The sequence below is a fragment of the Streptomyces sp. NBC_01296 genome, assembly GCF_035984415.1.
GTDB lineage: Bacteria > Actinomycetota > Actinomycetes > Streptomycetales > Streptomycetaceae > Streptomyces.
In genome coordinates, this window is sequence record NZ_CP130720.1 from 3,383,348 (window position 1) to 3,409,945 (window position 26,598).

At 72.6% G+C, this 26,598-nt stretch carries 21 protein-coding genes; 9 read left to right on the plus strand and 12 right to left on the minus strand.

All coding sequences use genetic code 11. The annotated features are described in order from the left end of the window. Nucleotides 1–8 precede the first annotated feature (8 nt). From OG299_RS15020 to OG299_RS15045, 6 genes are all read left to right on the plus strand, one after another. The gene (locus OG299_RS15020) at nucleotides 9–830 is read left to right on the plus strand and encodes a succinate dehydrogenase subunit SdhC (RefSeq protein ID WP_266625844.1); all 822 of its coding nucleotides are present in this window, start codon (nucleotides 9–11) and stop codon (nucleotides 828–830) included. Nucleotide 831: 1 nt separating this feature from the next. After that, nucleotides 832–2,751, plus strand: coding sequence for a fumarate reductase/succinate dehydrogenase flavoprotein subunit (locus OG299_RS15025; RefSeq protein ID WP_266625846.1), 1,920 nt, complete (start codon nucleotides 832–834; stop codon nucleotides 2,749–2,751). Then, nucleotides 2,748–3,521 carry a succinate dehydrogenase/fumarate reductase iron-sulfur subunit gene (locus OG299_RS15030; RefSeq protein WP_266625848.1) on the plus strand — a complete coding sequence of 258 codons (774 nt, stop codon included), beginning with the start codon at nucleotides 2,748–2,750 and terminating at the stop codon, nucleotides 3,519–3,521. Before OG299_RS15025 ends, OG299_RS15030 begins: the two co-directional genes overlap by 4 nt. Nucleotides 3,522–3,581: 60 nt before the next feature. After that, nucleotides 3,582–6,728: a protein kinase domain-containing protein gene (locus OG299_RS15035; protein ID WP_327361736.1), complete on the plus strand. Its 3,147-nt coding sequence runs from the start codon at nucleotides 3,582–3,584 to the stop codon at nucleotides 6,726–6,728. Nucleotides 6,729–6,841: 113 nt separating this feature from the next. Then, nucleotides 6,842–8,920: a TPM domain-containing protein gene (locus OG299_RS15040; protein ID WP_327364522.1), complete on the plus strand. Its 2,079-nt coding sequence runs from the start codon at nucleotides 6,842–6,844 to the stop codon at nucleotides 8,918–8,920. A gap of 32 nt (nucleotides 8,921–8,952) precedes the next feature. Next, nucleotides 8,953–9,669, plus strand: coding sequence for a PspA/IM30 family protein (locus OG299_RS15045; protein ID WP_327361737.1), 717 nt, complete (start codon nucleotides 8,953–8,955; stop codon nucleotides 9,667–9,669). Between the two features lie 73 nt (nucleotides 9,670–9,742). Here the strand turns inward: OG299_RS15045 and OG299_RS15050 are convergent, their stop codons facing one another. From OG299_RS15050 to OG299_RS15085, 8 genes are all read right to left on the minus strand, one after another. After that, nucleotides 9,743–12,355 (minus strand): SpoIIE family protein phosphatase, encoded by a 2,613-nt coding sequence (locus tag OG299_RS15050; protein WP_405706284.1) that lies wholly within the window; start codon nucleotides 12,353–12,355, stop codon nucleotides 9,743–9,745. Nucleotides 12,356–12,513: 158 nt separating this feature from the next. Further along, complete coding sequence (locus OG299_RS15055; protein WP_266633254.1) at nucleotides 12,514–12,942, minus strand: ATP-binding protein; 429 nt, start codon at nucleotides 12,940–12,942, stop codon at nucleotides 12,514–12,516. Between the two features lie 162 nt (nucleotides 12,943–13,104). Further along, nucleotides 13,105–13,536 (minus strand): (deoxy)nucleoside triphosphate pyrophosphohydrolase, encoded by a 432-nt coding sequence (locus OG299_RS15060; RefSeq protein ID WP_266625854.1) that lies wholly within the window; start codon nucleotides 13,534–13,536, stop codon nucleotides 13,105–13,107. A 30-nt stretch (nucleotides 13,537–13,566) separates the two neighbouring features. Further along, nucleotides 13,567–13,752, minus strand: coding sequence for an SPOR domain-containing protein (locus OG299_RS15065; RefSeq protein ID WP_266625856.1), 186 nt, complete (start codon nucleotides 13,750–13,752; stop codon nucleotides 13,567–13,569). A gap of 160 nt (nucleotides 13,753–13,912) precedes the next feature. Beyond that, nucleotides 13,913–15,616, minus strand: a complete 1,704-nt coding sequence (locus OG299_RS15070; RefSeq protein WP_327361738.1) for a purine-cytosine permease family protein — start codon at nucleotides 15,614–15,616, stop codon at nucleotides 13,913–13,915. Nucleotides 15,617–15,732: 116 nt separating this feature from the next. Then, entirely contained in the window at nucleotides 15,733–16,485 is a 753-nt protein-coding gene (locus tag OG299_RS15075; protein ID WP_266625860.1) for a GntR family transcriptional regulator, read from the minus strand. Nucleotides 16,486–16,635: 150 nt separating this feature from the next. Then, a complete protein-coding gene (locus tag OG299_RS15080; RefSeq protein ID WP_327361739.1) occupies nucleotides 16,636–17,763 on the minus strand; it encodes a DUF4190 domain-containing protein in 1,128 nt (375 codons plus the stop codon). Nucleotides 17,764–17,889: 126 nt separating this feature from the next. Then, nucleotides 17,890–19,473 (minus strand): S8 family peptidase, encoded by a 1,584-nt coding sequence (locus OG299_RS15085; RefSeq protein WP_327361740.1) that lies wholly within the window; start codon nucleotides 19,471–19,473, stop codon nucleotides 17,890–17,892. A 197-nt stretch (nucleotides 19,474–19,670) separates the two neighbouring features. Between OG299_RS15085 and OG299_RS15090 the strand changes: the two genes are divergently transcribed. The 3 genes from OG299_RS15090 to OG299_RS15100 all read left to right on the plus strand — a co-directional run bounded on the left by OG299_RS15090 (nucleotide 19,671) and on the right by OG299_RS15100 (nucleotide 22,811). Continuing rightward, nucleotides 19,671–20,780: a threonine synthase gene (locus OG299_RS15090; protein WP_327364523.1), complete on the plus strand. Its 1,110-nt coding sequence runs from the start codon at nucleotides 19,671–19,673 to the stop codon at nucleotides 20,778–20,780. 242 nt (nucleotides 20,781–21,022) lie between these two features. After that, entirely contained in the window at nucleotides 21,023–21,832 is an 810-nt protein-coding gene (locus OG299_RS15095) for an isocitrate lyase/PEP mutase family protein (RefSeq protein WP_327361741.1), read from the plus strand. A 43-nt stretch (nucleotides 21,833–21,875) separates the two neighbouring features. Further along, nucleotides 21,876–22,811 (plus strand): EamA family transporter, encoded by a 936-nt coding sequence (locus tag OG299_RS15100; protein WP_266625870.1) that lies wholly within the window; start codon nucleotides 21,876–21,878, stop codon nucleotides 22,809–22,811. A 19-nt stretch (nucleotides 22,812–22,830) separates the two neighbouring features. On the opposite strand, the gene OG299_RS15105 is transcribed toward OG299_RS15100, so the two are convergent. The 4 genes from OG299_RS15105 to OG299_RS15120 all read right to left on the minus strand — a co-directional run bounded on the left by OG299_RS15105 (nucleotide 22,831) and on the right by OG299_RS15120 (nucleotide 26,566). Then, on the minus strand, nucleotides 22,831–23,628 hold the full coding sequence (locus tag OG299_RS15105) for a trypsin-like serine peptidase (protein ID WP_266625872.1): 798 nt from the start codon (nucleotides 23,626–23,628) through the stop codon (nucleotides 22,831–22,833). After that, nucleotides 23,625–24,728: an alpha/beta hydrolase gene (locus OG299_RS15110; protein ID WP_266625874.1), complete on the minus strand. Its 1,104-nt coding sequence runs from the start codon at nucleotides 24,726–24,728 to the stop codon at nucleotides 23,625–23,627. Before OG299_RS15110 ends, OG299_RS15105 begins: the two co-directional genes overlap by 4 nt. 163 nt (nucleotides 24,729–24,891) lie before the next feature. Further along, a complete protein-coding gene (locus OG299_RS15115; protein ID WP_266625876.1) occupies nucleotides 24,892–25,923 on the minus strand; it encodes an alpha/beta hydrolase in 1,032 nt (343 codons plus the stop codon). A gap of 205 nt (nucleotides 25,924–26,128) precedes the next feature. Continuing rightward, a complete protein-coding gene (locus OG299_RS15120; protein WP_266625878.1) occupies nucleotides 26,129–26,566 on the minus strand; it encodes a MarR family winged helix-turn-helix transcriptional regulator in 438 nt (145 codons plus the stop codon). Between the last annotated feature and the right edge of the window lie 32 nt (nucleotides 26,567–26,598).

Below are 26,598 nucleotides of genomic sequence, written 5' to 3' on the forward strand. Positions count from 1 at the left end.
AGTCCCCTTTGGCCACAGGCACGGAACCACCCCGGCAGCTGACCGGCGTCCACGACGCCTCCCGGGCCTCGATCGCCGCCCGGCACCTGCGCACCGACCGGTGGTGGCTGGCCCCCGCCGTCACCGCGGCCGGACTGCTCGCCTTCATCGTCTACTCGACGTGGCGGGCCTTCGCCAACGCCGACTACTACGCGGCCCCGTACGTCTCCCCGTTCTACTCCCCGTGTCTCGCGGAGAACTGCCAGGAGATGCGCGGCGGCCCCAACCTGGACCTGTTCGGCAGCTGGTGGGGCCTCTCCCCCGCCCTGCTGATCCTGATCTTCCCGCTCGGCTTCCGGCTGACCTGCTACTACTACCGCAAGGCCTACTACCGGGGCTTCTGGGCCTCGCCGCCCGCCTGCGCCGTCGCCGAGCCGCACACGAAGTACACCGGCGAGACCCGCTTCCCGCTGATCCTCCAGAACATCCACCGGTACTTCTTCTACGCGGCGCTGCCGGTCGCGGGCATCCTCACGTACGACACGGTGCTGACCTTCCGCAACGACCGCTACGAGTGGGGCCACATGGGCCTCGGGACGCTGCTGTTCCTCGTCAACATCACGCTGATCTGGGCCTACACGCTGTCCTGCCACTCCTGCCGGCACATCATGGGCGGCCGCCTGCGCCACTTCTCCAAGCACCCGGTGCGCTACCGGCTGTGGGGCTGGATCAGCCGGCTCAACACCCGCCACATGCAGCTCGCGTGGGCCTCGCTGATCAGCGTCGCCCTGTGCGATTTCTACGTGTACCTGCTGGCCAGCGGCGCCTTCAACGATCCGAGGTTCTTCTGACATGGCTCAAGTCGACCGGCAGCAGTGGGACGTGGTCGTGGTCGGTGCGGGCGGCGCCGGACTGCGGGCCGCGATCGAGGCGCGCGAGCGGGGCGCCCGTACCGCCGTGATCTGCAAGTCCCTGTTCGGCAAGGCCCATACGGTGATGGCGGAGGGCGGGATCGCCGCCTCCATGGGCAACGTCAACGAGGGTGACAACTGGCAGGTGCACTTCCGCGACACCATGCGCGGGGGCAAGTTCCTGAACCAGTGGCGGATGGCGGAACTCCACGCGAAGGAGGCCCCGGACCGGGTCTGGGAGCTGGAGACCTGGGGCGCGCTCTTCGACCGCACCCCGGACGGAAAGATCTCCCAGCGCAATTTCGGCGGGCACGAGTACCCGCGCCTCGCGCACGTGGGCGACCGGACCGGCCTGGAGCTGATCCGCACCCTCCAGCAGAAGATCGTCCAGCTCCAGCAGGAGGACTTCAAGGAGTTCGGGGACTACGAGGCCCGGCTCAAGGTCTTCCAGGAGTGCACGGTCACCAGGGTCCTGAAGGATCGCGGTCCGAACGGCGGGGAGAGGGTCTCGGGGGCCTTCTGCTACGAGCGCGAGTCCGGCCGGTTCTTCGTCCTGGAGGCCCCGGCGGTGGTCCTGGCCACGGGCGGGATCGGCAAGTCCTTCAAGACGACGTCCAACTCCTGGGAGTACACGGGCGACGGCCACGCGCTGGCGCTGCTCGCGGGCGCGCCGCTGCTGAACATGGAGTTCGTGCAGTTCCACCCGACCGGCATGGTCTGGCCGCCCTCGGTCAAGGGCATCCTCGTCACCGAGTCGGTGCGCGGCGACGGCGGGGTGCTGCGCAACAGCGAGGGCAAGCGGTTCATGTTCGACTACGTCCCGGACGTCTTCAAGGAGAAGTACGCGGAGTCCGAGGAGGAGGGCGACCGCTGGTACGAGGACCCGGACCACAACCGGCGCCCGCCCGAACTGCTCCCCCGCGACGAGGTGGCCCGGGCCATCAACTCCGAGGTCAAGGCCGGCCGCGGCTCCCCGCACGGCGGGGTCTTCCTCGACGTGTCCACCCGGATGCCGGCCGAGCGGATCAAACGGCGGCTGCCCTCCATGTACCACCAGTTCAAGGAGCTGGCGGACGTGGACATCACCGCCGAGCCGATGGAGGTCGGCCCGACCTGCCACTACGTGATGGGCGGGATCGCGGTGGACTCGGACACCGCCGCGACCGTCGGGGTCCCGGGTCTGTTCGCGGCCGGTGAGGTCGCGGGCGGCATGCACGGCTCGAACCGGCTCGGCGGGAACTCCCTGTCCGACCTGCTGGTGTTCGGCCGGCGGGCCGGGCTGCACGCGGCCGAGTACGCAGGCGGCCTCGCCGGAGCGCCGCCCGCGGTCTCCCAGGCGGAGATCGACGCGGCCGCGACGGAGGCACTGGCCCCGTTCCACGCCGCCGACGGCGCGGAGAACCCGTACACGCTCCACCAGGAGCTCCAGACGACCATGAACGACCTGGTCGGGATCATCCGGCGCGAGGGCGAGATGGCCGAGGCGCTGCAGAAGCTGGCGGGCCTGCGCGTACGGGCGGCCCGGGCCGGGGTCGAGGGGCACCGGCAGTTCAACCCGGGCTGGCACCTCGCCCTGGACCTGCGGAACATGCTGCTGGTCAGCGAGTGCGTGGCCCGCGCGGCCCTGGAGCGCACCGAGAGCCGCGGCGGGCACACCCGGGAGGACTGCCCGGCGATGGAGCGCACCTGGCGCCCGGTGAACCTGCTGTGCCGGCCGGTCGACCCGGCGCCCGAGGACCCGGCCGCCGACCGGATCTCCCTCGTCCGGACCCGGACCGAACCCATCCGCCCCGACCTGCTCGCGCTCTTCGAGAAGGAAGAGCTGGTCAAGTACCTCGCCGAAGAGGAGCTCTACGAATGAGTACGTACGACGCGAGCTTCCGGATCTGGCGGGGCGACGCGGAGGGCGGGGAACTGCGGGACTTCACCGTCGAGGTGCACGACGGCGAGGTCGTCCTGGACATCGTCCACCGGCTCCAGGCCACCCAGGCCTCGGACCTGGCGGTGCGCTGGAACTGCAAGGCGGGCAAGTGCGGTTCGTGCAGCGCGGAGGTCAACGGCCGGCCGCGGCTGATGTGCATGACGCGCATGTCCACCTTCGAACGGTCCGAGACGATCACGGTCACGCCGCTGCGCGCCTTCCCGGTCGTCCGGGACCTGGTCACGGACGTGTCGTTCAACTACAAGAAGGCGCGCGAGGTCCCGGCCTTCGTGCCGCCGGAGGGGGTGGCTCCGGGGGCGTACCGGATGCAGCAGGTGGACGTGGACCGCTCGCAGGAGTTCAGGAAGTGCATCGAGTGCTTCCTGTGCCAGGACACCTGCCACGTGGTGCGCGACCACGAGGAGAACAAGCAGGTGTTCGCCGGTCCGCGCTTCCTGATGCGGGTCGCGGAGCTGGACATGCACCCCCTGGACGCGGCGGCGGAGGCGGGCCTGGACCGCAAGCGCACGGCCCAGGAGGAGCACGGGCTCGGCTACTGCAACATCACCAAGTGCTGTACGGAGGTCTGCCCCGAGGGCATCAAGATCACCGACAATGCGCTGATCCCGCTGAAGGAGCGGGCGGTGGACCGCAAGTACGACCCGCTGGTGTGGCTGGGCAACAAGATCCGCAGGCGCGGCGACCTGTAGCACCCCCGGCCGTTCATTTCGCAGGACACAATGCCCCCTGGGAAAACGTCGCATGACGTGATGTCAGGGGGCTTTGCGGTGCGGGTGGGGGATCAGCTGGCCGGCCGGTACCGGCTGGACCGGCGGCTGGGCCAGGGCGGCATGGGCGAGGTGTGGCGCGGGCACGACCTGGCGCTGGACCGGTCCGTGGCGGTCAAGGTGCTGCTGGAAGCGGCCACGAACGACGAGGTGGTCGCCCGTTTCAGACGCGAGGCCACGATCGGGGCGCGGCTCCAGCACCCGGGGATCACCGTGGTGCACGACGTGGGGCAGCAGGACGGGCGGCTCTTCATCGTGATGGAGCTGCTGGCCGGCGAGGACCTGGCCACGATGCTGGCGCGGGACGGCCGGCTCGCGGTGGACCTCGCGGTCGACCTGGCCGCGCAGACGGCGGAGGCCCTGGCCGCCGCGCACGAGCAGTCGGTGGTCCACCGGGACCTGAAGCCCGCCAACCTCTTCCTGCTGCCGGGCCGGCGGCTCAAGATCTGCGACTTCGGCATCGCGTACTCCGCGGACGCGACGGCGGGCTGGACGGTCACGGGCCGGATGTTCGGCACGCCCGCGTACATGGCGCCGGAGCAGTGGCGGGGCGAGCGGGCGGGCGCCCGGTGCGATCTGTACGCGCTGGGGTGCGTGCTGTACGCCCTGCTGAGCGGGGCGCCGCCGTTCGGCCAGAGCGAGGGGCCGTACGTCCTGATGCGCCGGCACATCGAGGAGGCACCGCTGTCGCTGCGCGAGGTCGGCGCGCCGGTGCCCCCGGAGCTGGACCGGCTGGTGCGGGCGCTGCTCGCGAAGGACCCGGAGGCCAGGCCGGAGTCGGCGCAGTCGGTGGGCAAGACCCTGCGGGGCCTGCGCGGGGCCGGGGCGGTGTCGGTGGCCTCGCCGGTGGCCGAGCCGGGGGCTGAGGCGGCGGCGGGGTGGTCGGCCGGGCCGGGGGACGGTGACGGGTGGTCGGCCGACGCAGTGGACGGGCCGGGGGCCGGGGGTGTGTCGGGCGCGGTGCGGGAGTTCGTACGGGAGCTGGTGCTCGAGGCGGAGGATGCGCTCCGGGCCGTGCCCGCCACCGACGGGGAGAGCCGCGTCGAGGTGCTGACCGCCGCCGCGGACGCCGCGGCCCGCTTCGACGCGGGCCTCGCCGGACGGCTCCTGGCGGAGGCCGAGCTCGCGGCCTGGACCGGCGGCGCGGGCGACGGGGCCCGGGTGGCCCGGCTGCTGACGGCGCTGGCCCGGGACACCGCCCCGCACGCCCCGGCCCGGGCCCGGCGGCTGCTGACCGACGCGCATCAGGCGCTGTTCACGGTGTCCGCTTCCCGGCGGGAGGGTCCGCTGCGTGCGCTGGCCGAGGAACTGGTCAAGGTGGACCCCGAGCAGGCCTCCCGGATCGCCGGCCACCACTTCCGCGGGCGCCCGGCGCGCGGCGGGCTCCGGGCCCGGATCGAGGCGGCCCTCGCCGCGGCCCGGCCCGAGGAGGCCGAGCGGCAGCTCGCCCGGATCGGGGACCCGGGCCAGCGCGCGGCCGGCACGTACGACCTCGTCGTCGCCCTCGCCCCGCGGGACCTGCCCGCGGCCATGCGGCTGAGCGAGCACATCGGCTCGGCCGGGGGCCGACTGCTCGTGCTGTGCCAGCTGGCGCAGGACCGTGCCGCGGCCGGGGATCCGGCGGGCGCCTCCCACGCCCTGGAGCAGGCGGAGGAGGAGCTGCCCCGGGTGCTGGAGGAGCGGGCGGCCTGGCTGCGGGAGGAGGCCGACCAGCTCGCCGGGCAGGGACAGCCGGTGGAGGCGGAGCGGCTGCGCCACCAGGCCGCCGGGCTGCTGCGCGGCCGGGCGGAGGCCTCCGCCGACGAGAAGGCCGGCCACGCCCTGGCCGCGCTCGAAGCGGCCCGCGCCCGGGTTGCGCAGGCCACCCGGGAGCCGCTGGACCGGGTGCGGGCGCAGGACCGCGCGGACCGGGCCCGGAGCCTGCCGGAGCCGGCGCAGCGGGCGCTGGCGCTGGCCGGGACCGCCCACGACTGCCTGCCGACGGGACGGATGCCCTGGCTGCCGGAGGCGGCGGCCGACGCGGGTACGGCGCCGCCGCCCGGGACGGTCGCCGCCATCAGTGCGGAGTCCGCATCGCGGCCGGCGCCGCCGGACGTGGCCCCCGGGCAGCGCCGGTGGCACCACGACGACGTCCGGCCCGATGACCTGCGGGCCGCCGGCGACGGCGCGGTGTGGCGGTCCGGGCCCGAGGTGGGCCTCGTACGGGCCGCGACCGGGGCGATCCGCTGGACGGCGTTCGCCGACGAGGGGGTCCCGGCGGCGCCGCTGCCCGGGGCCGGGGCCGGTCGCCTGCTGGTGTCCTGCGCGGCGGACGCCGCCACGGTGTACGTCGGCGTGAGCCGGGAAGGCGCGGCGGGGGTACGGCTGGTGGCGCGGGAGCCGCGCGACGGGCGGGTGCGCTGGTGGCGGGACCTGCCGCAGAACGGGCGGCTGCACACCGCCGGGCCGGTGCTGCTGCACGAGGCGGACGGCGAACTGACCGCGCGGCGTTCGGCGACGGGCGCGGTCCTGTGGCGGGTGGAGCCGGACTCCGCCCGGTTCCGGACGGTGGTGGGCAACTGCGTGGTCCTGACGGGCAGCCGACGGCTCGAGGCCCTGCACCTGTCGACCGGGGAGCGGATGTGGTCGCAGCTCCGGGGCGCCGAGGCCTTCGAGCGGACGTCCGGCGTGCAGCCCGTACACCTGGTGGACCTCGAGCACGTACGCGCCCTGGACCGCGGAACCGGCCGGGAGCTGTGGCGGTTCGCTCCAGGCATTGCGCAAGGGCTGCTGGTCGAGCGCGGAACGGTGTACGGGACGGCGTACCGCCCGGGCGAGGGGGACGTGCTGTACGCGCTCGACGCGCAGACCGGTGCGCTGCGCTGGCAGCGGGTGACCCGGCGGGACGCGCCGGGGGGCATGATCGAGCTGCTGGGCCTGCGACCGGGCGGGCTGTACGTCGAGTTCCCCCCGGGCGGCCGTCGCGGCCTCCTGAACCGCTCCGCGGATGCCTTCGTCGCCGTCCTGGACCCGGCGACGGGCAAGCCGCGCCGCCGGTGGGAGGAGCCGGGGCGACGCGGGAGCACGCTGCTGATCGGCGAGCAGCTCGTCCTGGCCCGCCCGGAGCTGAAGGCGGTCGCCCTGCCCTGACCGGGTCGGCGCCCTCCCCATCGGGGCCGCGGGCGCTCCGGTCGCGGGGGCCCGGGTGTGGTCATAGCCTCCGGAATGTGACTCCGCCGAAGCGACGACCCACCGCCGCCGGGATGTCCCTGCGGGTCGGGCTCGTGCTGGCCGCCGCGCTGCTGGGACTCGGCGGCTGGGGGGTGGCCGGGGCGCCGGCCGCTCGGGCCGACGATCCCGTCACCCTGTCCCAGCAGGGGCAGATCACCGACCGCGTGGGCGCCCTCGGCGACCGGAAGGCCGCCGTCACCGCCGCGCTGGACAAGCTGTACGCCGACCACCGCATCCAGCTCTTCGTGACGTACGTGCACGATTTCTCCGGGCGCTCCGCCCAGAGCTGGGCGGACGCCACGGCGCAGAAGAACGGCCTCGGCCGGGACGACGTGCTGCTGGCGGTGGCGACCGGGGCGCGCCAGTACGCCTATTCGGCCGATGTGGACTCCGGGTTCACCCAGGAGCAGCTCGCTGACGTCGCCCGTACGGCGATCGAGCCCGCGCTGAGGCAGAACGACTGGGCGGGCGCCGCGATCGGCGCCGCCGACGGGTACGGCGCCGTGCTCGCCGGGAAGTCCGTACCGGTGCCCGCCGTCACCCCCGGCGTGGCGAACCCCGGCGGCGGCTCGGGCGCCGGCGGCGGGGCCGGGGACTACGTGCTCCCGGTGGTCGTCGTCGTCGCGGCCGGCGCCCTCGGGGCGTACGCGTACAGCCGCCGCAAGCGCAAGGCCGGCTGGGCCGGCAGCACGCAGGGGTGGGGTGAGCAGCCCGCGACCACGACCGCCCTGCCGCTGCCCGAGCTGGACGCCAAGGCCAAGGCCCTGCTGGTGGAGACCGACGATGCGATCCGCACCAGCACCGAGGAGCTCGGCTTCGCCTCGGCGCAGTTCGGCGACGCGGCGGTCGGCACGTTCACCGAGGCCTTGGCCTTGGCGCAGAGCGAGCTGACGGCCGCGTTCCGGCTGCGCCAGCAGCTCGACGACGCGTATCCCGAGGACGACCCCACCCGGCGGCGGATGCTGGACGAGATCGTGGCCCGCTGTACGGAGGCGAGCCGGCGGCTCGACGCCGAGTCGGCGGACTTCGACCGGCTGCGGGACCTGGAGAAGAACGCCCCGCAGGCCGTGGCGACGGTGGAGGCGCACTTGCAGGCCCTGGCCGGCCGTACGACGACGGCCGCGGCCACCCTGACCGCGCTGGCCGGGCGCTACGCGGACTCGGCGTCCGCGCCGGTGGCCTCCAACGCCGAACAGGCCGAGGACCGGCTGCTGTTCGCGACGACCAGCCTCGGTGAGGCCCGGGCGGCGCTCGAGGGCGGCGACAGCGGGAAGGCCGCCGTGCACGTACGGGCCGCCGAGGGTGCGGTGGACCAGGCGGCGACGCTGGTCGACGCGGTGGAGCGGCGGGCCCAGGAGCTGGCGGAGGCGGCCGGGAAGCTGCCCGGGGCGCTCACGGAGACGGAGACCGACCTCGCCGATGCCCGCGGCCTGCTGACCGGCACCGCGGAAGGCGCCTCCACGGCGGATCTGCGCGGCCGCATCGGCCGGGCGGAGGCGGTCCTGGCCGACGTACGGCGGGCGCAGGAGGCCGGCCGGTACGACCCGATCGACGCCCTGCGCCGGGTCGAGGAGGCCGATGCCGTCCTCGACGAGGCGCTGGCCGGGGCCCGGGAGCGCGAGGCGGGCAGCCGGCGGGCGGCCGCCCTGCTGGACCAGGCGGTGCTCTCGGCGCGCAGCGCGATCGGCGCGGCGGCGGACTACATCACCACGAGCCGGGGCGCGGTCGGCAGCGAGGCCCGTACCCGGCTGGCGGAGGCGCAGCGGCGCATGGAGCGGTCGGCGGCCCTGGCGGGCTCGGACCCGGCGGCGGCGCTGGCGCAGGCGCAGCAGGCGGACGGGCTGGCGCGGCAGGCGCAGCAGCTGGCCGAGCAGGACGTACGGGCGTACCAGAACCCGTACGGAGGCGGGCAGCGGCAGCAGGGCGGCGGCATGGGCGGCGCGGTCCTCGGCGGGATCATCCTGGGCGAGATCCTGCGCGGCGGCCGCGGAGGCGGGGGCTTCGGCGGCGGTTTCGGGGGTGGCGGTTTCGGCGGTGGCGGCGGGCCGGGCCCGGGCTCGTTCGGCGGCGGCGGCACCCGCGGCCGCATGGGCGGCGGCGGCCGTTTCTGATCCACTCTCCCTCACCCCGTGAAAGGTCACCGATGAGCAAGCAGACCATCCTCGGCCGCGTCACCCAGCTCGCCAGGGCGAACATCAACGCGCTGCTGGACCAGGCGGAGGACCCGCAGAAGATGCTGGACCAGCTGATCCGCGACTACTCGAACAACATCACGGAGGCGGAGCAGGCGGTCGCCACCACGATCGGCAATCTGCGGATGCTGGAGGCGGACCACAAGGAGGACGTGGAGGCGGCCGCGGAATGGGGCACCAAGGCGCTCGCGGCGAGCAGGAAGGCGGACGGACTGCGGGCCGAGGGGTCCACTGCGGATGCGGACACGTTCGACAACCTCGCGAAGGTCGCCCTGGGCCGCCAACTCCGTTCGGAGAAGGAGGCGAAGACGGCGGAGCCGACGATCGCCGCCCAGAGGGAGGTCGTGGACAAGCTCAAGTCCGGGCTGGACGCGATGAAGGAGAAGCTGACCGAGCTGACGGCCAAGCGGGACGAGCTGGTGGCCCGGGCGAAGACCGCGCAGGCGCAGAACACCATGCTGGACGCGGTGAAGAGCATCGACGTCATGGACCCGACGAGCGACATCGCCCGCTTCGAGGACAAGGTCCGCCGGGAGGAGGCCAGGGCCTTGGGCCGCCAGGAACTGGCGGCCTCGTCCTTGGACGCCCAGTTCGAGGCCCTGGACGACTTGGGCACGTCGTCGGAGGTCGAATCCCGGCTCGCGGCCCTGAAGGGCCGAGCCGCCTGAAACCGGGCACTGCCCGGACCCGCCCCCGGCGGTAGGGGGAGGGTCCGGGGCGGAGCCCCCGGCAGCGGCGCGGTCAGCCGTACATGCCCAGCAGCTGCTCCGCGGACAGTTCCGTCACGGCCTCCGTCGCACCCCCCGGCAGCGGGAGCTCGAACCAGACCGTCTTCCCCCGGTGGGTGCGGCGCGTGCCCCAGCCCGCCGACAGCATGCCGACCAGCTGCAGCCCCCGCCCGCCCTCGTCCGTGTCCCGGGCCCGGCGCCGCCGCGGCTGCACCAGGTTGCCGTCCCAGACCTCGCAGACCAGGGTGCGGTCCAGCAGCAGCCGCAGCCGGATCTCGCCCTCCCCGTACCGCAGGGCGTTCGTCACGAGCTCGCTCACCAGCAGCTCGGTGGTGTCCAGCAGCCCCTCCAGTCCCCAGCCCGGCAGTTTCGCCCGTGCCAGCTCCCGCGCCCGGCCCACCGACCGCGCCTCGCGCGGCAGCTGCCAGTCCCCCACCGCTTCCACCGGCAGCCCCTGCACCCGCGCCATCAGCAGCGCGATGTCGTCCTCACCGTGCCGCGTGTCCAGCGTGTTCAGCACGTGGTCGCACACGTCCTCCAGCGGCCGCACCGGGTCGGACAGCGCGTCCCGCAGCCCCCGCAGCCCTTCCTCGAGCGGGTGGTCCCGCGATTCCACCAGCCCGTCCGTGTAGAGGGCCAGCAGGGCGCCCTCCGGGAGGTCCACCTCCACCTCCTCGAACGGCTCCCCGCCCACTCCCAGCGGCATCCCGGGCGGCACCTCCAGCAGCAGGGCGGGCCGGGGCGGGGCGCCCGGTTCCGGCGGTTCCACCAGCACGGGCGGCATGTGGCCGGCGTTGGCGATGGTGCAGCGCCGGGTCACCGGGTCGTAGACGGCGTACACGCAGGTCGCGAGGTACACCTCGGATCGGTCCGCGTCCCGCGAGTGCAGGGCCGCCCGGGAGGCCTGCTGGGAGCCGCCGGGCGCGCCGAGCCCGCGGGCGATCTCGTCCAGCGCGGTCAGCACCTCCGCCGGTTCCAGGTCCAGCAGCGCCAGGGTCCTTACGGCGGTGCGCAGTTCGCCCATCGCGACGGCTGCCCGCAGCCCGCGGCCCATGACGTCGCCGACGACCAGCGCCGTGCGGTGCCCGGGCAGCTCGATGACGTCGAACCAGTCCCCGCCGACCTCGGTGGCCGCATTCCCCGGCAGGTACCGGCAGGCGATGTCCAGGCCGGCCGCCTCGGGGTCCCCGGGCGGCAGCAGGCTGCGCTGCAGTATCAGCGCCCGCTCGTGCTCGCGGCGGTAGAGGCGGGCGTTGTCTATGCAGACGGCGGCCCGGGCGGCGAGTTCCACGGCCACCGCCCGGTCCCGTTCCCCGAAGGGCTCGCTGCCCTTCGTACGGGAGAACTGGGCGAGCCCGACGACGGTGTCGTGCGCGACCATCGGCACGACGAGCGTGGACTGCACGAGGTCGTCCGGTCCGCCGCCGTCGATCAGCCGCGGCCGCGCGGTCCGCAGGGCGAGCGCGCCCGGCGAGGCCGCCGGGTAGCGGTGGATCTCCCCTACGGAGACCAGCGCGCCCGGACCGGACAGCGGGGCGTCCGACACGGCCGAGGCGAAGGCGACGCGCCGCAGGGGCGCGGAGGGCGCCCGGCCGGCGCCCAGCCCGGGCGGCAGCGTGGGCACGCCGGGCCCCTGCGGCCGGGCGGGCCGGTCGTCGTCGCCGAGCAGCAGCCCCTGGTAGAGGTCGACGGCGGCGAGGTCGCAGAAGCCCGGGACGGTCACGTCCAGCAGTTCGCGGGCGGTGGTCTCGAGGTCGAGGGAGTTCCCGATGCGGTGCCCGGCCTCGTTGAGCAGGGCGAGATTGCGCCGGACCCCGGCGGCCTCGCGGGCGGCGAGGTGGCGGCGGGTGACGTCGGTGCCGATGCCCGCGACGCCGATGGGGCGGCCGGTGCCGCCGTGGACGCGGTAGAGGTTGATGGACCAGTGGCGGTGCTCCCGGCTGCCGGGGGCGGCGCCGGTGATCTGGAGGTCGGTGACGGAGTCGCCGGTCTCCAGGACCCGCCGCAGGGCCTCGGTCATCCGGTCGGCCTCCTGGGGCGGGAGGTAGTCGTGGACGGTGCGGCCGCGGTGCTCCTCGACGGCGCCGCCGAAGACGGTCGCGAAACGGCGGTTGGCCCGCTGCACGGTGAGGTCGGTACCGAAGAGCAGGAAGCCGAAAGGAGATTGGCCGAATATGGCCTGCGAGGCGGCGAGATCGGATTCGATCCGGCGCAGCGCGCGTACGTCGACCACGACGCACAGCGCGGCCCGCTCGGCGGTCTCGGTCTGGGTGGGCATCACATAGATCTCGGCCACGCCGTGCGCGCCGTTGCCGCCGGGGATCCGGAAGGGGACGAGGCCGGTCCATTCCTTGCCGTCGAGGATCTCGGCCACCCTGCGGTGCCCGCCGGCGCGCAGCTCCGGCGGCATGAAGGCGTCCACCGGGTCCCGGCCCACGGCCTGTGCGGCGGTCAGCCCGAACAGCTCCTCGGCGCGCAGGCTCCACTGGTCGATGAGCCCGTCGGGTCCGATGGAGAAGGACGCGACCTTTATGTAGTCATATATCGAGCCAGGCGGGCTGCTGTGCCACAGGGAGTCGTGCCATGTCTCCCCGGGCACACGGGCCTGATGTGCCTGCGCAGGTATCTCGCTCACGCGACCGTCCCCTCCAGCTCACCGCAACCGGACCGGCCATGACCGAAGTATTCAGCACCACGGCCCCGCACGGCACGGCGTTCACGATCACAAAAAGGTCCCGACTATTTCGAGCCATGCCGTGTGATCGTCGGCCATCCTTCACCTTGTTACTCACCAGGAAGTGCCAACTCGAACCACACGGTCTTGCCCGATTTCCCGTGCCGCGTCCCCCAGCGCTGCGCGGAGGACGCCACCAGGTGAAGTCCCCGGCCGCCCTCGTCGTCCGGCTTCGCGACCCGTTCGCGGGGCGGATCCGGAAGCGGATCGGAAACCTCCACGAGCAGGGCGGCGCCCCCCGTCACACTTCCACTGGCCGGATTGCGCCGCACCAGCCGGACGCCGATGGGGCCGGAGGCGTACCTCAGTGAATTGGTGACCAGCTCGCTGACCAGCAGGACGGTGACGTCGCCGACGGAGTCCAGGCCCCAGGATCCGAGCGTGCCACGCACGGCGTGCCGGGCGGTGCGGACGGCGCCGGGTTCGGCGGGGAAGGCCCACTCGGCGCATTCACCGTCTGTGTCGATCACGCCGATCACTTCCCGGGCCGGCAACGACCCCAGTCCGATTCATCAGGGACAGAGCCACGAGGGGCAGTACACGATAGGGACTAATAGCGACATACCCGATATTCGAGGCGTCGTACCACCCGACCTTCACGCACCGGCGCACTGTGGCGCAGACGGCCCAGCGCACGCGCGTCACGCGCCCCCGTGCGACCTGGTGTGCTGCCCGTCGCGCTCGGCGCGCAGCCGCCGTCCGGCCTCGGCGACCGCCGGCCGGTCCTGGTCGAGCCAGTCCACCGAGTCCAGCTCCTCCGGTCCGAGCCAGCGCAGCTCGTCGTGGTCCTCGAGCGGCTCGGGTTCCCCGGACAGCAGCCGGGCGGTCCACACGTGCAGGACGAGCCCGGGCCTGAGCGGCCACTCCCCCGGGATCCGATCGAGCGGCTCGCTCTCCACGCCGAGCTCCTCGCGCAGTTCGCGTACGAGCGCCTCGGGGACGGACTCGCCCGGCTCGGCCTTCCCGCCCGGCAGCTCCCAGCGTCCGGCCAGCTCCGGGGGTGCGCTGCGGCGGGCGGCCAGCAGGCGGCCCTCATGACAAAGGGCTCCGCCCACGACCACTCGTACCGTCATGGGGCGGAGCCTATGCCAACGCGCGGATGCTCAGTTCTTCGTGGCCGCTTGACCGATCCGCTCGACCCAGTACAGCTGCTTGTGGCCTCTGTCTTCGAGGCTGTCGACGACCTTCTGGGCCTCGGCCCGGGTGGGGTACCGGCCCACCCGGTAGCGGTTGCCGTTGTCGTCCTGACGTATGACCAGCCATGGGAGCAGGGCACCGCTGTCGTTCATCGCGTTTCACCCTCCGCCGATGTACCTGCCCGGGAAACCGCATTGCGCATATGCCCGACCTTACGCCCGACCTTTACGGAGCGGATACGGTTTTTCACGAAGAGGTACCTCACAGGCGTACGCATCCGGCCATGCGTACGACAGGGCCGTGTACGCCGGTTCAGAACCGGCGCACCGTCGGCATCGGCAGCACCACCGCACCTGCCTGCGACCCCTTGCGGCAGACGTCCCCACAGGTGGCGTCGAGGGAGCAGCAGAGCGAACAGATCGGCCCCGACCGGACGGGGCAGTCGGCGATGTCGGGGAGTTCGTACGCCGTCTCGCAGACGGAGCAGGTGTGGGTGGCGGTGATGTCCTCGACCTCCGCTCCCGGCCCGGTCACGGTGTTCGGCCTGGCCAGGTAGTACTTCCCTCCGGTCGCCCAGGCGATCAAAGGGCACAGGGCGAGGGCGAGTCCGGCCGCGATGAAGGTGGAGAACGCCTCGGCGTAGGTGCCGAACAGCCCGAAGAAGGCGAGGATCGAAACCGTGGAGGCGATCGCCATCGCACCGAAACCCGCCGGGTTGACGGCGTACAGGTACGCGCGCTTGAACTCGATGTACGGCGGGCTGAGTCCGAGCCGCTTGTTGATCACGAGGTCTGCGGCGACGGCGGCGATCCACGCGATGCCGACATTGGAGTAGAAGCCGAGCAGCTTGCCGAGCATCGCGAACATGTCGAGCTCCATCAGCGTGAGCGCGATGGCGAGGTTGAGGAAGATGTACCAGACCCGGCCGGGGTGGCGGTGGGTGATGCGGGAGAAGAAGTTCGACCAGGACAGCGAGCCGCTGTAGGCGTTGGTGACGTTGATCTTCACCTGGGAGACGATCACGAAGAGCGCGGCGGCGGGCAGCGCGAAGGAGCCGAGCCACGGGCGCAGGGCTTCGATCTGCGGGGCGATCGGCTCCAGGGCGTGCGTCTTGCCGACCGTTTCGAGGGCCGCGAAGGCGAGGAAGGCGCCGCCGAGCTGTTTGGCGGCCCCGATGATCACCCAGCCGGGGCCCGCGGCGAGCACCGCGGTCTTCCATGTGCGGCTGTTGGCCGCGGTCTTGGCGGGCATGAACCGCAGGTAGTCGGCCTGTTCCCCGATCTGGGCGATGAGCGAGAGGGCGATGCCGGTCCCGAAGCCGAACCCCGTCCAGGAGAAGCCGGCCCCGGCGCCCTCGGTGCCGCCGAAGTGCGTGAACGCGCCCCAGGCCGCCGGGGCCTGGAAGGCGAGCACGAGGAACGGCAGCACCAGGCCGATCAGCCAGACGGGCTGGGTCCACGCCTGCACCTTGGCGAGCGCGCCCATGCCTTTGAACACGATCGGGATCACGATGAGCGTCGTGACGAGGTATCCGATCTCGACGGGGAGCCCCATCGCCTGGTGCATGGCCTGGGCCATGATCGAGCCCTCGAGGGCGAAGAAGATGAAGGTGAAGGAGGCGTAGATGAGGGAGGTGAGGGTGGACCCGAAGTAGCCGAAACCGGCGCCCCGGGTGACCAGGTCCATGTCCAGCCCGTACGTGGCGCACGCCCGGGCGATGGGGATGCCGGTCAGGAAGATGACGGCGGCGGCGGTCAGGATCGCGGCCAGTCCGCTGGTGAACCCGTACGCGAAGACGATCGAGGCACCGATGGCGAAATCGGCGAGGTAGGCGATCCCGCCGAGCGCCGTGCCCGCGACGGTGGCGGGGCTCCAGCGGCGGAACGCGTGGGGCGCGTACCGCAGCGAGTAGTCCTCGCGGCTCTCGTCGGCGGCGAGTTTCGCATAGTTCCGGCGAGGCGCGGAGGCGGGACCCGGCCCGGGGGTGGCGGCCGTGGTGGCGGCGGTGTCGGTCATACCGCCGGACGGTAGGGCCGGTTTGTGACACCCCGTCACACGGGGACATTGCCCCGGGGTTACGCCCCGCACCCCCGCGTCACCGCCCGGTTAACGCCCTGGCACGCCCCGTCCGCTCACCGGACCGGCAGGTGGTACGACAGGCGGTAGCGGTCCGCCGGGACCACCACGTCGGCGGTCTCGACCGCAAGTCCGGACGCGAAGTACGTACGGCCGATCACCAGGACCACATGGCCCGGGACCCCGCCCAGCAGCATGATCTCCTCGGCCAGGCCGGGCCGCGCCCCGACCTCCTCCACCACGTTGTCCACGACGACGTCGATCGCGGCCATCCGGTCGACGACCCCCGAGCCCCCGAGCGGCCCCTCCTCCGGCAGCATCACCGGGGTCCGGCCGGTGACCGCGAGCGGCTCCCAGGAGGTCGACAGCATCATCGCCTCCCCGGCGTCGCGGAACACGTACCGCGTCCTCATGACCCGCGCGCCGGGCTCGATGCCGAGCCGCTTGGCGATCTCCGCCGGTGCGGCCGCCTGCTCGCTGCCGGACTCCCACGTGCCCCGGGCGCCCGCCTCGGCCTGCTCCTGCCGGAACGGCGTCGACGTCCCGCCCGTGCGGTATCCCGAGCGGGCGACCCGTCTCGGCACGGGCTGCTCGCGCACGTACGTACCCGACCCGGACCGGCCCTCGACCAGCCCCTCCGCCATGAGGACCTTGCGCGCCTCCAGCGCCACGGTGTCGGAGACTCCGTACTCCTCGCGGATCCGGGCCTGCGAGGGGAGCCGGGCGTGCGGGGGCAGGGACCCATCGACGATCTTCCGTCGCAGATCCCCGGCGACGCGCAGATAGGCCGGCTGCTCACCGAAAGTCACTGGCCACTCCCATCAGGTTGACAGACAGCTACACCCTGGCAACCTACGGTTGTAGACCGCAAGCAAGGGCCAGAGTTTCACCCGAAGTGATGAAGGCAGGTCACTGAAACCCGTTACCGCGCGTTACCTCACGCTATCCTCGACGGCTCCTCACACCGAGGCCGAAGAGGACCCGTCCGAACCGCCGTCCGCATCACCCTCCGAGTCGCCCTGCTGCCCCGCGCGCCAGTCCGGCACCCTCGTCGACAGCCCGTACGCCCCGCGCAGCGTCTTCTCCGTGTCCACGGACAGTGCCCCCGAGGCCGCGTCCCACGCGTCCTGGAACTCCGCCGGCTTCGTCGCCTTCGCCGCCCGCTGCCACGCCGCCCGCGCCGCCTCGACCTCCTTGAGCTGCGCCCGCGCCGGCCCGGCCAGCTCCGGCCGGGCCTCCACCCCGTCCAGCAGTCCCGCCTCCGCGGCCAGCGCCCGGTCGACCTCGCGGGCCCACTCCCGGTACTGCGGCAGCGCCTCGTCGAGCTCCTCCTCCGGCCCGCCCCCCAGCGCCAGATCGGCCTCGTTCATCACGCGCAGGAAGGCCACCTGCTCCGGCTTCAGCGTCCCGGCGTCCTTGCGCAGGCTGCCGCGGTGCTCCCGCTCCGCCGTGCCGATGACGCAGAGCAGCCGCCGGTCGCCGCCGCTCCACGCTTGGCGCGAGGGCGCGAAGTAGAACATCTCCGCGTACGGGGGCAGCGCCCACGAGTCCATCGCGTACGCGTCCTGCGCCTTCCAGCACACGTCCGTGGCGGTCTTCCTCAGCTCGGGCCCGCCCGGGAACACCGTGTCGTCGAACCGGGTCGAGGAGGTGACCTCACCCTCGTGCACCTCGGTGCACGCGATCCGGTAGATGAGAGGGCTCTCGTCGAGCAGGTCCCCGCGGGGGACGTTGAAGCAGTCGCCCGCGCGCATGTCGTCCGTGGCGGTCAACTCGCCCTCGACGCCCTCGAACTGCTGGAGCGTGTCCAGCCGGTCGAACAGCCGCTCTGCCACCCGGTCCGCGGCGAACCCTGCGGCGGCGGTCATCACGAGCGACACCACAAGACCCGTGATCGCGAGCGCCCTGCCCCGCTCCCCCTTGCGCGCGATCTGGACGAGCGCCACGATCCCGAAGACGACCCCGAGCGGCGGCAGGCACAACAGCCCGACCAGCAGCGACGCGAGTGCGAAACCGTTGAGAGCGGGCTCCCGGTACGCCTGCTGCGGGGGCGGAGCGGGCCAGTGGGGCGGGGGCGGGGTGCTCACGGTGCGGGGGTGCTCCATCACGGGGGGCGCGAACGAATGCGCGAAATAGTACGCAGCGGGGGCGACCGCCGTGACGGTCGCCCCCGCAGTTCACCGCGGCCTCGTGCCGCGTTCACTCCCGGTGGATCAGAACTGGAGCGCCCAGGAGTCGATCTTGCCGGTGTCGACGTTGGCGTTGTCGTTGACGCGGAGCTTCCACACACCGTTGGCGACCTCCGAAGAGGCGTTGACGGTGAAGGTCTTGATGATGTTGTCCGCGCTGCCGCCGCTGCGGTTGTGCAGGGTGTAGACCGAGCCGTCGGGGGCGACCAGGTCGACCTTCAGGTCACCGGTGTACGTGTGCTTGATGTCGACCGAAACGCTCAGCGCCGCCGGGGCGTTGCCGGAGACGCCGCTGACGGTGAGCGGCGATTCGACGGTGGCGTTGTCGTTGATCGCGTAGTCCGCGGTGTTCTCGAAGCGGGTGCCCGGGTTCGGCGGGGTGGTGGTGCCGCCCACGTAGAGCAGGCGGTTCGGGGAGCCGGTGCCGGGACCGGTCACCACGTTCGGGGTGGCCGCGGCGACCAGGCCGTCGCGGACCTGCGCGGGCGTGCTGCCCGGGTTCTGCGAGAGGTACAGGGCGGCCGCGCCCACGACGTGCGGCGTGGCCATCGAGGTGCCCGAGATGGTGTTGGTGGCGGTGTCGCCGGTGCCCCACGAGGAGGTGATGGAGGAGCCCGGGGCGAAGACGTCCAGGATCGAGCCGTAGTTGGAGTAGCTGGCCTTGGCGTCGGTGCTGGTGGTGGCGCCGACCGTGATGGCCTCGGCGACGCGCGCCGGGGACTTGCTGCTCGCGTCCGTGGACTCGTTGCCCGCGGCGACGCCGTACGTGATGCCGGAGGCTATGGAGTTGCGTACGGCGGTGTCGAGCGCGGAGTCGGCGCCGCCGCCGAGCGACATGTTCGCCACGGCCGGCTTGACGGCGTGCTGGGTGACCCAGTCGATTCCGGCGACGACCTGCTCCGTCGTACCGGAGCCGTTGTTGTCGAGGACGCGGACGCCGACGATCTTGGCCTTCTTGGCCACGCCGTACGAGGAGCCCGCGACCGTGCCGGCGACGTGCGTGCCGTGGCCGTGGCCGTCCTGGGCAGTGTTGTCGTTGTCGATGGCGTCGTAGCCGTAGGAGGCGCGGCCGCCGAACTCGCCGTGGGTGATGCGGACGCCGGTGTCGATGATGTACGCGGTGACGCCCTCGCCGGCCTTGTCCGGGTAGGTGTAGCTGTTGTCGAGCGGGAGCGGGTGCTGGTCGATGCGGTCCAGGCCCCAGGAGGGCGGGCTGGGCTGGGTGCCCTGGGCGTCGTCGACGGTGAACGTCCGGTTCTGCACGACGGACTTGACCGCCGGGTCGGCGGCGAGCTTCTTCGCCTGCGCCTCGGAGACCTTGACGGAGTAGCCGTTGAGGGCGGCGCTGTAGGTCCTGCCGATCGTCGCGCCGTGGCGCCGGGCGACGGCCTTGCCGCTGTCGGCGGTGGAACGGGCGGCCGAGTCCTTCAGGGTCACGATGTAGCTGCCGGCGACCGAGCCGGGGGCACCGGCGTTCTCGATGACGCCCTGGGGGCCGTTGTCGGCCGCGGAGGCGGGTAACGCGGCGGCCGCGCCGAGCGCGAGGGCCACGACGGCGGTCGCGCTGATGCCGGCGAGCTTCCGGCGGGTGTGACGCATCACGGACATGCGAGGGGTCCTCCTCATAGGTGGTGCATTGCGGGGGGTGAGGCGGCAGAAAGACATGGGCATGACAACCCGTTCGGGGTCTGCCGGGCTGCCGCCTCCAAAAGGTTGACCCACGCGTTCGCCCCACCACAAGAGGACGGCGAACGCGTAACATCCGTGCCATACAACGGCCATGAATGAGCAAAGGCGCTCTGCACATGACGCACGCACTGCCCGGCTACGTCTGCCCGGAAGACGCCACGCGCGCGGATGCCCGGACGGCGCCCTGGTGCTGCCCGCTCTGCGGTGGACCGTGGGATCTCGACTTCGCACCGGATCCGGCCAGTCCGCTCGAACCGGCCGCCGGACCCAACTCGCTCTGGCGGTTCGGGTCCGTGCTGCCGCTGCCGGGGGCGTTCTCCGTGACGCTGTCGGAGGGGAACACCCCGCTGGTCCCGCTCGGGGAGCGGATTCACGCCAAGCTCGACTTCCTGATGCCGACGCTGTCGTTCAAGGACCGCGGCGCGGTGATGCTCGCCGAGCTGGCCCGGCGGCTGGCACCGGAGCGGGTGGTCGCGGACAGCAGCGGGAACGCGGGGACGGCCGTGGCCGCGTACTGCGCGCGGGCCGGGCTGAAGTGTGAAGTTTTCGTGCCCGAGGGCACCTCGGAGAAGAAGACGGAGCAGATGCGGGCGCACGGGGCGGCGGTCCGCTTCGTACCGGGCGGCCGGGAGGCGACGGCGGTGGCGGCCCGGGAGGCGGCCGACCTCCCGGGGGTCTTCTACGCGAGCCACGTCTTCAACCCGTACTTCCTGCACGGCACCAAGACGTACGCGTACGAGGTGTGGGAGGAGCTCGGCGGCCGGCTCCCCGAGACCCTCGTCGTCCCCGTCGGCAACGGCACCCTGCTGCTGGGGGTGGCGCTGGCGGTCGAGGAGCTGGCGCGGCGCGGGGTGAAGCCGCCGGCGCTGATCGCGGTGCAGGCGGAGGCGGTGTCCCCGCTGGCCACCGCCTTCGCGGCGGGTGCGGAGGACGCCGACCCGGTGGAGCAGCGGCCCACCCTGGCCGAGGGCATCGCGATCCCGGCCCCGCCGCGGGCCCGCCAGATCCTGGCCGCGGTCCGCAAGTCCGGCGGCACCTTCCTGACGGTCCCGGAGCCGGCCCTGCGCGCGGCCCGGCGGGACCTGGCGCGGCGCGGGCTCTTCGTGGAGCCGACGGCGGCGGCCTGCTGGGCGGCGGTGGGCCCGCTCGCCCCCACCGACCCCCTCCAGGGCCGCACGACGGTCCTCCCGCTGTGCGGAGCAGGCGTCAACTTGACCCGGCCGTAAACGACCGGGCTTGGAGGTAGAGCCCGACTGGCTGCCGGGTTGTCTCCTCCGTCCAGACCACCTATGAGGTGGCCGGGACGCGTGACTCACGCCCCGCGGTCCACGCAGCTGAAATCCAGCCCCGCCAGCGTTTGAGGCGCGGGGGCTCCGGGGGCAGCGTCCCCGGGAACAACGCCGCACCCGCCCCCTACGTGTCGGAAAATTGCCAGCCGCGGACCGGGATGGTCTGCTGAACTGGGCCCATGACCACCACCGTTGATCTCGCCCGCCGCTTCGCCGCCCTCCACACCCCCACTGCGCCGCTGGCCTTGGCCAATGCCTGGGACGTCGTCAGCGCCCGCCTCGTCGAGGCTGCCGGCGCCCCCGCCGTCGCCACCACCAGCGCCGGTGTCGCCTGGTCCCTCGGCGCGCCCGACGGGGACGCCCTGACCCGCGACCGCGCCCTCGACCTCGTCGCCCGCGTGGCCGCGGCCGTCTCCGTCCCGGTGACCGCCGACATCGAGGGCGGCTTCGGCGCCGACCCCGCAGGGGTCGGCGAGACGGTCGCCGGGGTGCTCGCCGCCGGCGCGGTCGGCATCAACATCGAGGACGGCACCCGGGCCGCCGCCGACCACGCGGAGCGGGTGGCGGCGGCCCGGGCCGCCGCCGACACCGCCGGGGTCCCGCTGTACATCAACGCCCGCATCGACACGTTCCTCTTCGGCCTCGGCGAGGAGGCGGACCGCCTCGACGAGACCCTCGCCCGCGCCGCCGCCTACCTCCGCGCGGGCGCCACCGGCATCTTCGTCCCCGGCGTCACCGACCCGGCCACCGTCACCGAGCTGGCCAAGGGCATCGACGCGCCGCTCAACATCCTCGTCGGCCCCGGCGCCCCGTCCGTCGCCGAGCTCGGCGCCCTCGGCGTCGCCCGCGTCAGCCTCGGCTCCTGGGTCGCGTCGGCCGCGTACGACGTGGTCCGCCGCGCCGCCGAGGAGCTGGTCGCGGGTGGCACGTACACCGCGCTCGACGCCTCCCTCCCGTACGGCGAGCTGAACGCCCTGCTCAAGGACTGAGACCCGGGAAGCGTGTACGCGCCAACGACCCTAGGATCCCGTCATGCGCACCTCGGAGACTGCTGAGAGCAAGCCGCCGGAATCCACCGCCCGCAGGGTCACCGGCGCCGTCTGGACCGCGCTCGCCCTCGTCTACGTCCTGTGGGGCTCCACCTACCTCGCCATCCGCGTGGTCGTCCGGACCATGCCGCCGTTCCTCTCCGCCGGTGCCCGCTTCATCGCGGCCGGCCTGCTGCTGCTCGGCCTCGTCGCCTGGCGGTACGGGCCGGCCGCGCTCCGGGCCACCCGCGCCCAGGTCGGTTCTGCGGTCATGGTCGGCCTGCTGCTGATCCTCGGCGGCAACGGCCTCGTCGTGCTCGCCGAGACCGAGGTGCCGTCCGGCCTGGCCGCACTGCTCATCGCGGCGGTGCCGATGTGGCTGGTGGTGCTGCGGACCGCCACCGGCGACCGGCCGCCGCTGCGCACCCTGGGCGGCGTACTGCTGGGCTTCGCCGGGCTCGCGGTGCTGACCCGTCCGGGCATCGGCGGTGCGGTGCAGCTCTCCGGGGTGCTGCTCGTGCTGGTGGCGTCGGTGCTCTGGTCGCTGGGCTCCTTCTCCGCGTCGAAGCTGTCGCTGCCGGGCAACCCGTTCACGGGCAGCGCGTACCAGATGCTCGCGGGCGGGGCCGGCGGCATCGCCGTCGGCCTGCTGCGCGGCGAGCACCGGGGGCTGGACCCGGCCGGCTTCTCCACCGCCTCCTGGCTGGCGCTGGGCCACCTCGTCGTGTTCGGCTCGCTGGTCGCCTTCACGGCGTACGCGTGGCTGCTCCAGTCGGCGCCGCTGTCGCTGGTCGCCACGTACGCGTACGTCAACCCGGTCGTCGCCGTCGCGCTGGGTGCGCTGATCCTCGACGAGGCCCTGACCTGGCCGATCCTGGTCGGCGGTGCGGTCGTCGTCGCGGCGGTGTGCGTGATCGTCAGCACCGAGCGCAGACAGTAGCGGGGGCCCGGGCCCGGGCTCAGTCCCGTGCGGCCTGCTCGTACAGCGCCTTGGCCTTCTCGTCGAACAGGGCGGCCGTGGAGTCCACGTCCGTCTCCCCGCCGCTCAGCACCCCGATCAGCCGACCGGGACGGCCCGGACCGCCCCGGTCGGCGATCCAGGGGCTGCCGCTGGTGCCCGACCAGAAGCCCGCGCAGCCGATGTAGAGCATCGCGGGGTCCTCCTGGTCGTGGCGGGTCTGCGTGGTGCAGGAGATGGGCTTGTTCTGCGGGTTGCGGTCCGACTCCGGATAGCCGACGACCGTCACCTCGCGCTCGTACCCGGAGGTCCACTCGGGCTTCGGGGCCTCCTCAGCGCCGCCGACCGCCTGCTGCACGGTGCGGCCGTCCTCGTCCGGCTCGATGCTGAGGAAGGCGAAGTCGGCCGTGTCCTCGCCCCATCTGGTCCAGCGCTCGTCCACGTGGACCGCGCGGACCTTCCACACCCCGAGGGGCTGGCGGCCCACGCCCTCACCGGTGAAGGCGGGGGCGAAGGAGAGGTCGCCGATGGCGCGGCCGTCGGGGGCGACCGCTCCGGGCTCGCCCCCCTCGCCGGCCGGGGCCACGCAGTGCGCGGCGGTCGCGACGACCGTGCCCTTGGGGCTGTCGACGACGCTCGCCGTGCACCAGTGCTCCCCGTTCGCCATGAGCACGCCGACGCCGGGGAAGGCGTGCACCGCGTGCGCGTCCACGTCCGTCGCCTTGAGGAAGCCGACGGCCAGCACCGCCGCCACCCCGGCGGCGGCCGCCGCCGACGCACCCTTGACGACTACGTTCATCGCACGCCGGGGTCGGGGGTCGGTGCGAGCATGACCTTGCTGATCCACTCCAGAGCGCCCTCCCTCATACCGCGTACGTACGACTTTCCGTTGTGCTCACCATCCTGGATCACCTGGAGCTGAGTGTGCACGGGGCCCTTTCCGTACTCCTTCATGAACTTCTCGGCCTTCTCGCGCCCGGTCTCCTTGGTGCCGATCTGGAAGTTGATGTAGACGTCCGGACCACCCTCCTTGATCAGCTTCTCGGCGAGCTTCTCGGGGTTGTTCTCGTCCATGGCCTGCGTGTTCCCCTTCCACAGCGGGGAGTCGGGGACGATGTCGACCCCGCTCGCGATGGCCGCCTTGAACCGGTCGGGGTACTTCAGGACGTGCTTGAAGGCACCGAATCCGCCCGCGGAGGAGCCCATGAAGGCCCACCCGTCCCGGGAGGTGAAGGTCCGGAAATTGGCCTTCGTGAAATCCGGGATGTCCTCGGCCATCCAGGTGCCCATCTTGGGCTCCCCGGGGATGTCCGAGGCGTCGAAGTGGTGCTTGGTGTCCGCATTGTGCACCGGCATGATCAGGATGAAGGGCAGGCTCGTACCGGCCTTCGCCCCGTCGCTGACGGCCTTCTCGAGGCCCAGGCCGGGGCCCGTACCCCAGTAGTTCGTGGGGTAGCCCCGGCCGCCGGGCAGGGAGATCAGAACCGGGAAGGCGCTCTTGGCGTATCTCGGCTCGTCGTACTGCTTCGGGACCCACACCCACACGTCACCGGTGAACCCCGATTTCGCGCCGGTCAGGGTCGTCCGGCCGATCTGCGTGCCGTCGGGCATCCGGTAGGTCCGGACGAACTCGGACTTCGGCCCGGTCGGCATGCTCACCCCCGGCCGGATCACCTCGGCCGCGGCGGCCGACTCCTGCACCTTCCCGAAGGAGACCGGATCCCCTATGTCCGAGAAGAGCCCGTACTCGTACGCCGCGCCGCCGCCGGCGGCGAGCGTGAAGGCCAGCGCACCGCCGATCAGAAGCCTGCGCAGGCGCTTGGAGCGGCGACGGCCCGTGGTCAGCGGGCCTTCCTCGGTCATGAGGTCGCCGTCACCCTGAAGCTGGTCATGCTGCACGGATTTGTCCCGTTCCTTCTCCGGCGCTCCCGAAGAGCGCGGGTCGGACCGATCGGTCCCCCTTACACCCCTTACAGAGGTGTCAACGATCGGATGGGTTGCCTGGGACCGGCGGGACGTGGCCTGCGCCACCCCGATCCCGGGCTCCGTGCGTACGGCCGGGTCAGCCGGCCTGGGGCTGCGGGCCCTTGAGCACCTTGCTGATCCACTCCAGGGAGCCTTCCTTCATGCCCCGGACGTAGTGCCAGCCGTTGTGCTCGCCGTTCTGGATGTCGCGGATCGTCATCTTGACGGGGCCCTTGCCGTACTGCTGCTGGAACGTGGTCATCCGCTCCTTCCCGGTCTCCTTGGTGCCGACCTGGAAGTTGATGTAGACCTCGGGGCCGTTGCCGTCGATCAGCTTCTTCGCGAGCTTCTCGGGGTTGTTCGCGTCCATCTCCGCCTGGTGGCCCTTCCAGAGCGGGGAGTCGGGAACGATCTCGCCGCCGCTGGCGATCACGGCCTTGAACCGGTCCGGGTACTGCAGGACGGTCTTCATGCCGACGAAGGCGCCGGAGGAGGAGCCCATGAAGGCCCAGCCGTCGCGGGACTTGTACGTACGGAAGTTGGCCTTGGTGAACTCCGGGACGTCCTCGGCGATCCACGTGCCCATCTTGGGCTGGCCGGGGATGTCGGCGCCGTCGTAGTAGTACTTGCTGTCCGGGTTCAGCACCGGCATGATCACGATGAACGGCAGGCTGGTACCGGCCTGGACGCCCTCGCCGATGGCCTTCTGGAGGCCCAGGCTGCGGTCGGCCCAGTAGTTGGTCGGGAAGCCGTTGCCGCCGGGGAGGGCGATGAGCACCGGGAAGGCGCTCTTCTCGTACCTCGCCTCGTTGTACTCCTTGGGCGTCCACACCCAGACGTCGCCCTCGAAGCCGGACTTCGCGCCCGCGAGGCGGGTCTTCGCGATGATCGTGCCGTCGTCGAGCTTGGCGGTCTGCTTGAAGTCGGACTTCGGGCCGGCCGGCAGGAGCACGTCCGGATCACCGGTCGGCGTGGGCGAGGCCGACGGCGCTTGCGGGGACGGCCCGCCCGCTTCGGGGGCGGCGGGCGCGGGAGCCTTGCCGAAGCTCACGGGGGCACCGTTGCCGGAGAACCACTCGAGCTTCCAGGCGGCGAAGCCTCCGCCGCCGAGCAGCAGCACGAAGGCCACGACGGCGGATATCCATATCGCCCGGCGGGAACGCCGGGGCGGGTCTTGATGCACGAACTTCGCTCCGAACGGTCATGACTGCCCCGGGCTGGGACAGAACGGCTGGGTACCCCTTCAGCCCTGATGCGCGCATTTCACGGACAGTTCCGGAACCCGACCGGAACGCGGTCGGAACCTCATGCGTCCGGAACCCCAACAGCACGGCTCACCTCTGGGCGTCGAGCGCCTCCACGCACCGCCCCAGCAGGCTGATCAGCTGCTCCCGCTCCTGCGCCGAGAACGCGGCGGCGAGCGCCCGCTCGACCCTTACGGCGCCGGCGTCGGCGAGCTCCATCGCGGCCCGGCCCTCCTCCGTGAGCCGGGTCTCGAGCACGTTGCGGTGCCATTCGTGCGGGGTGCGCTCGATGAGCCCGCGCTCCTGGAGGTTCTTCAGCACGGTGTTCATGGTCGGCGGCGTCACCCCGCACAGCCGGGCGAGCGCGGCCGCGGAAATGCCCGGCTTCTCGGAGAGCCAGAGCAGCGCGGCGTACTGCGGAACCGTTACTGCGGCGGACTTGAGCGCGGCGTTCTTGGCCGCGATGAGCGCCTGCTCGGCGCGCTTGACGTGCGAGCCGATGCGCTCCTCGGGAGGCATGGAGGTCATCCCCGCATCCTAAGGCCCTTGCAAGCATTAGA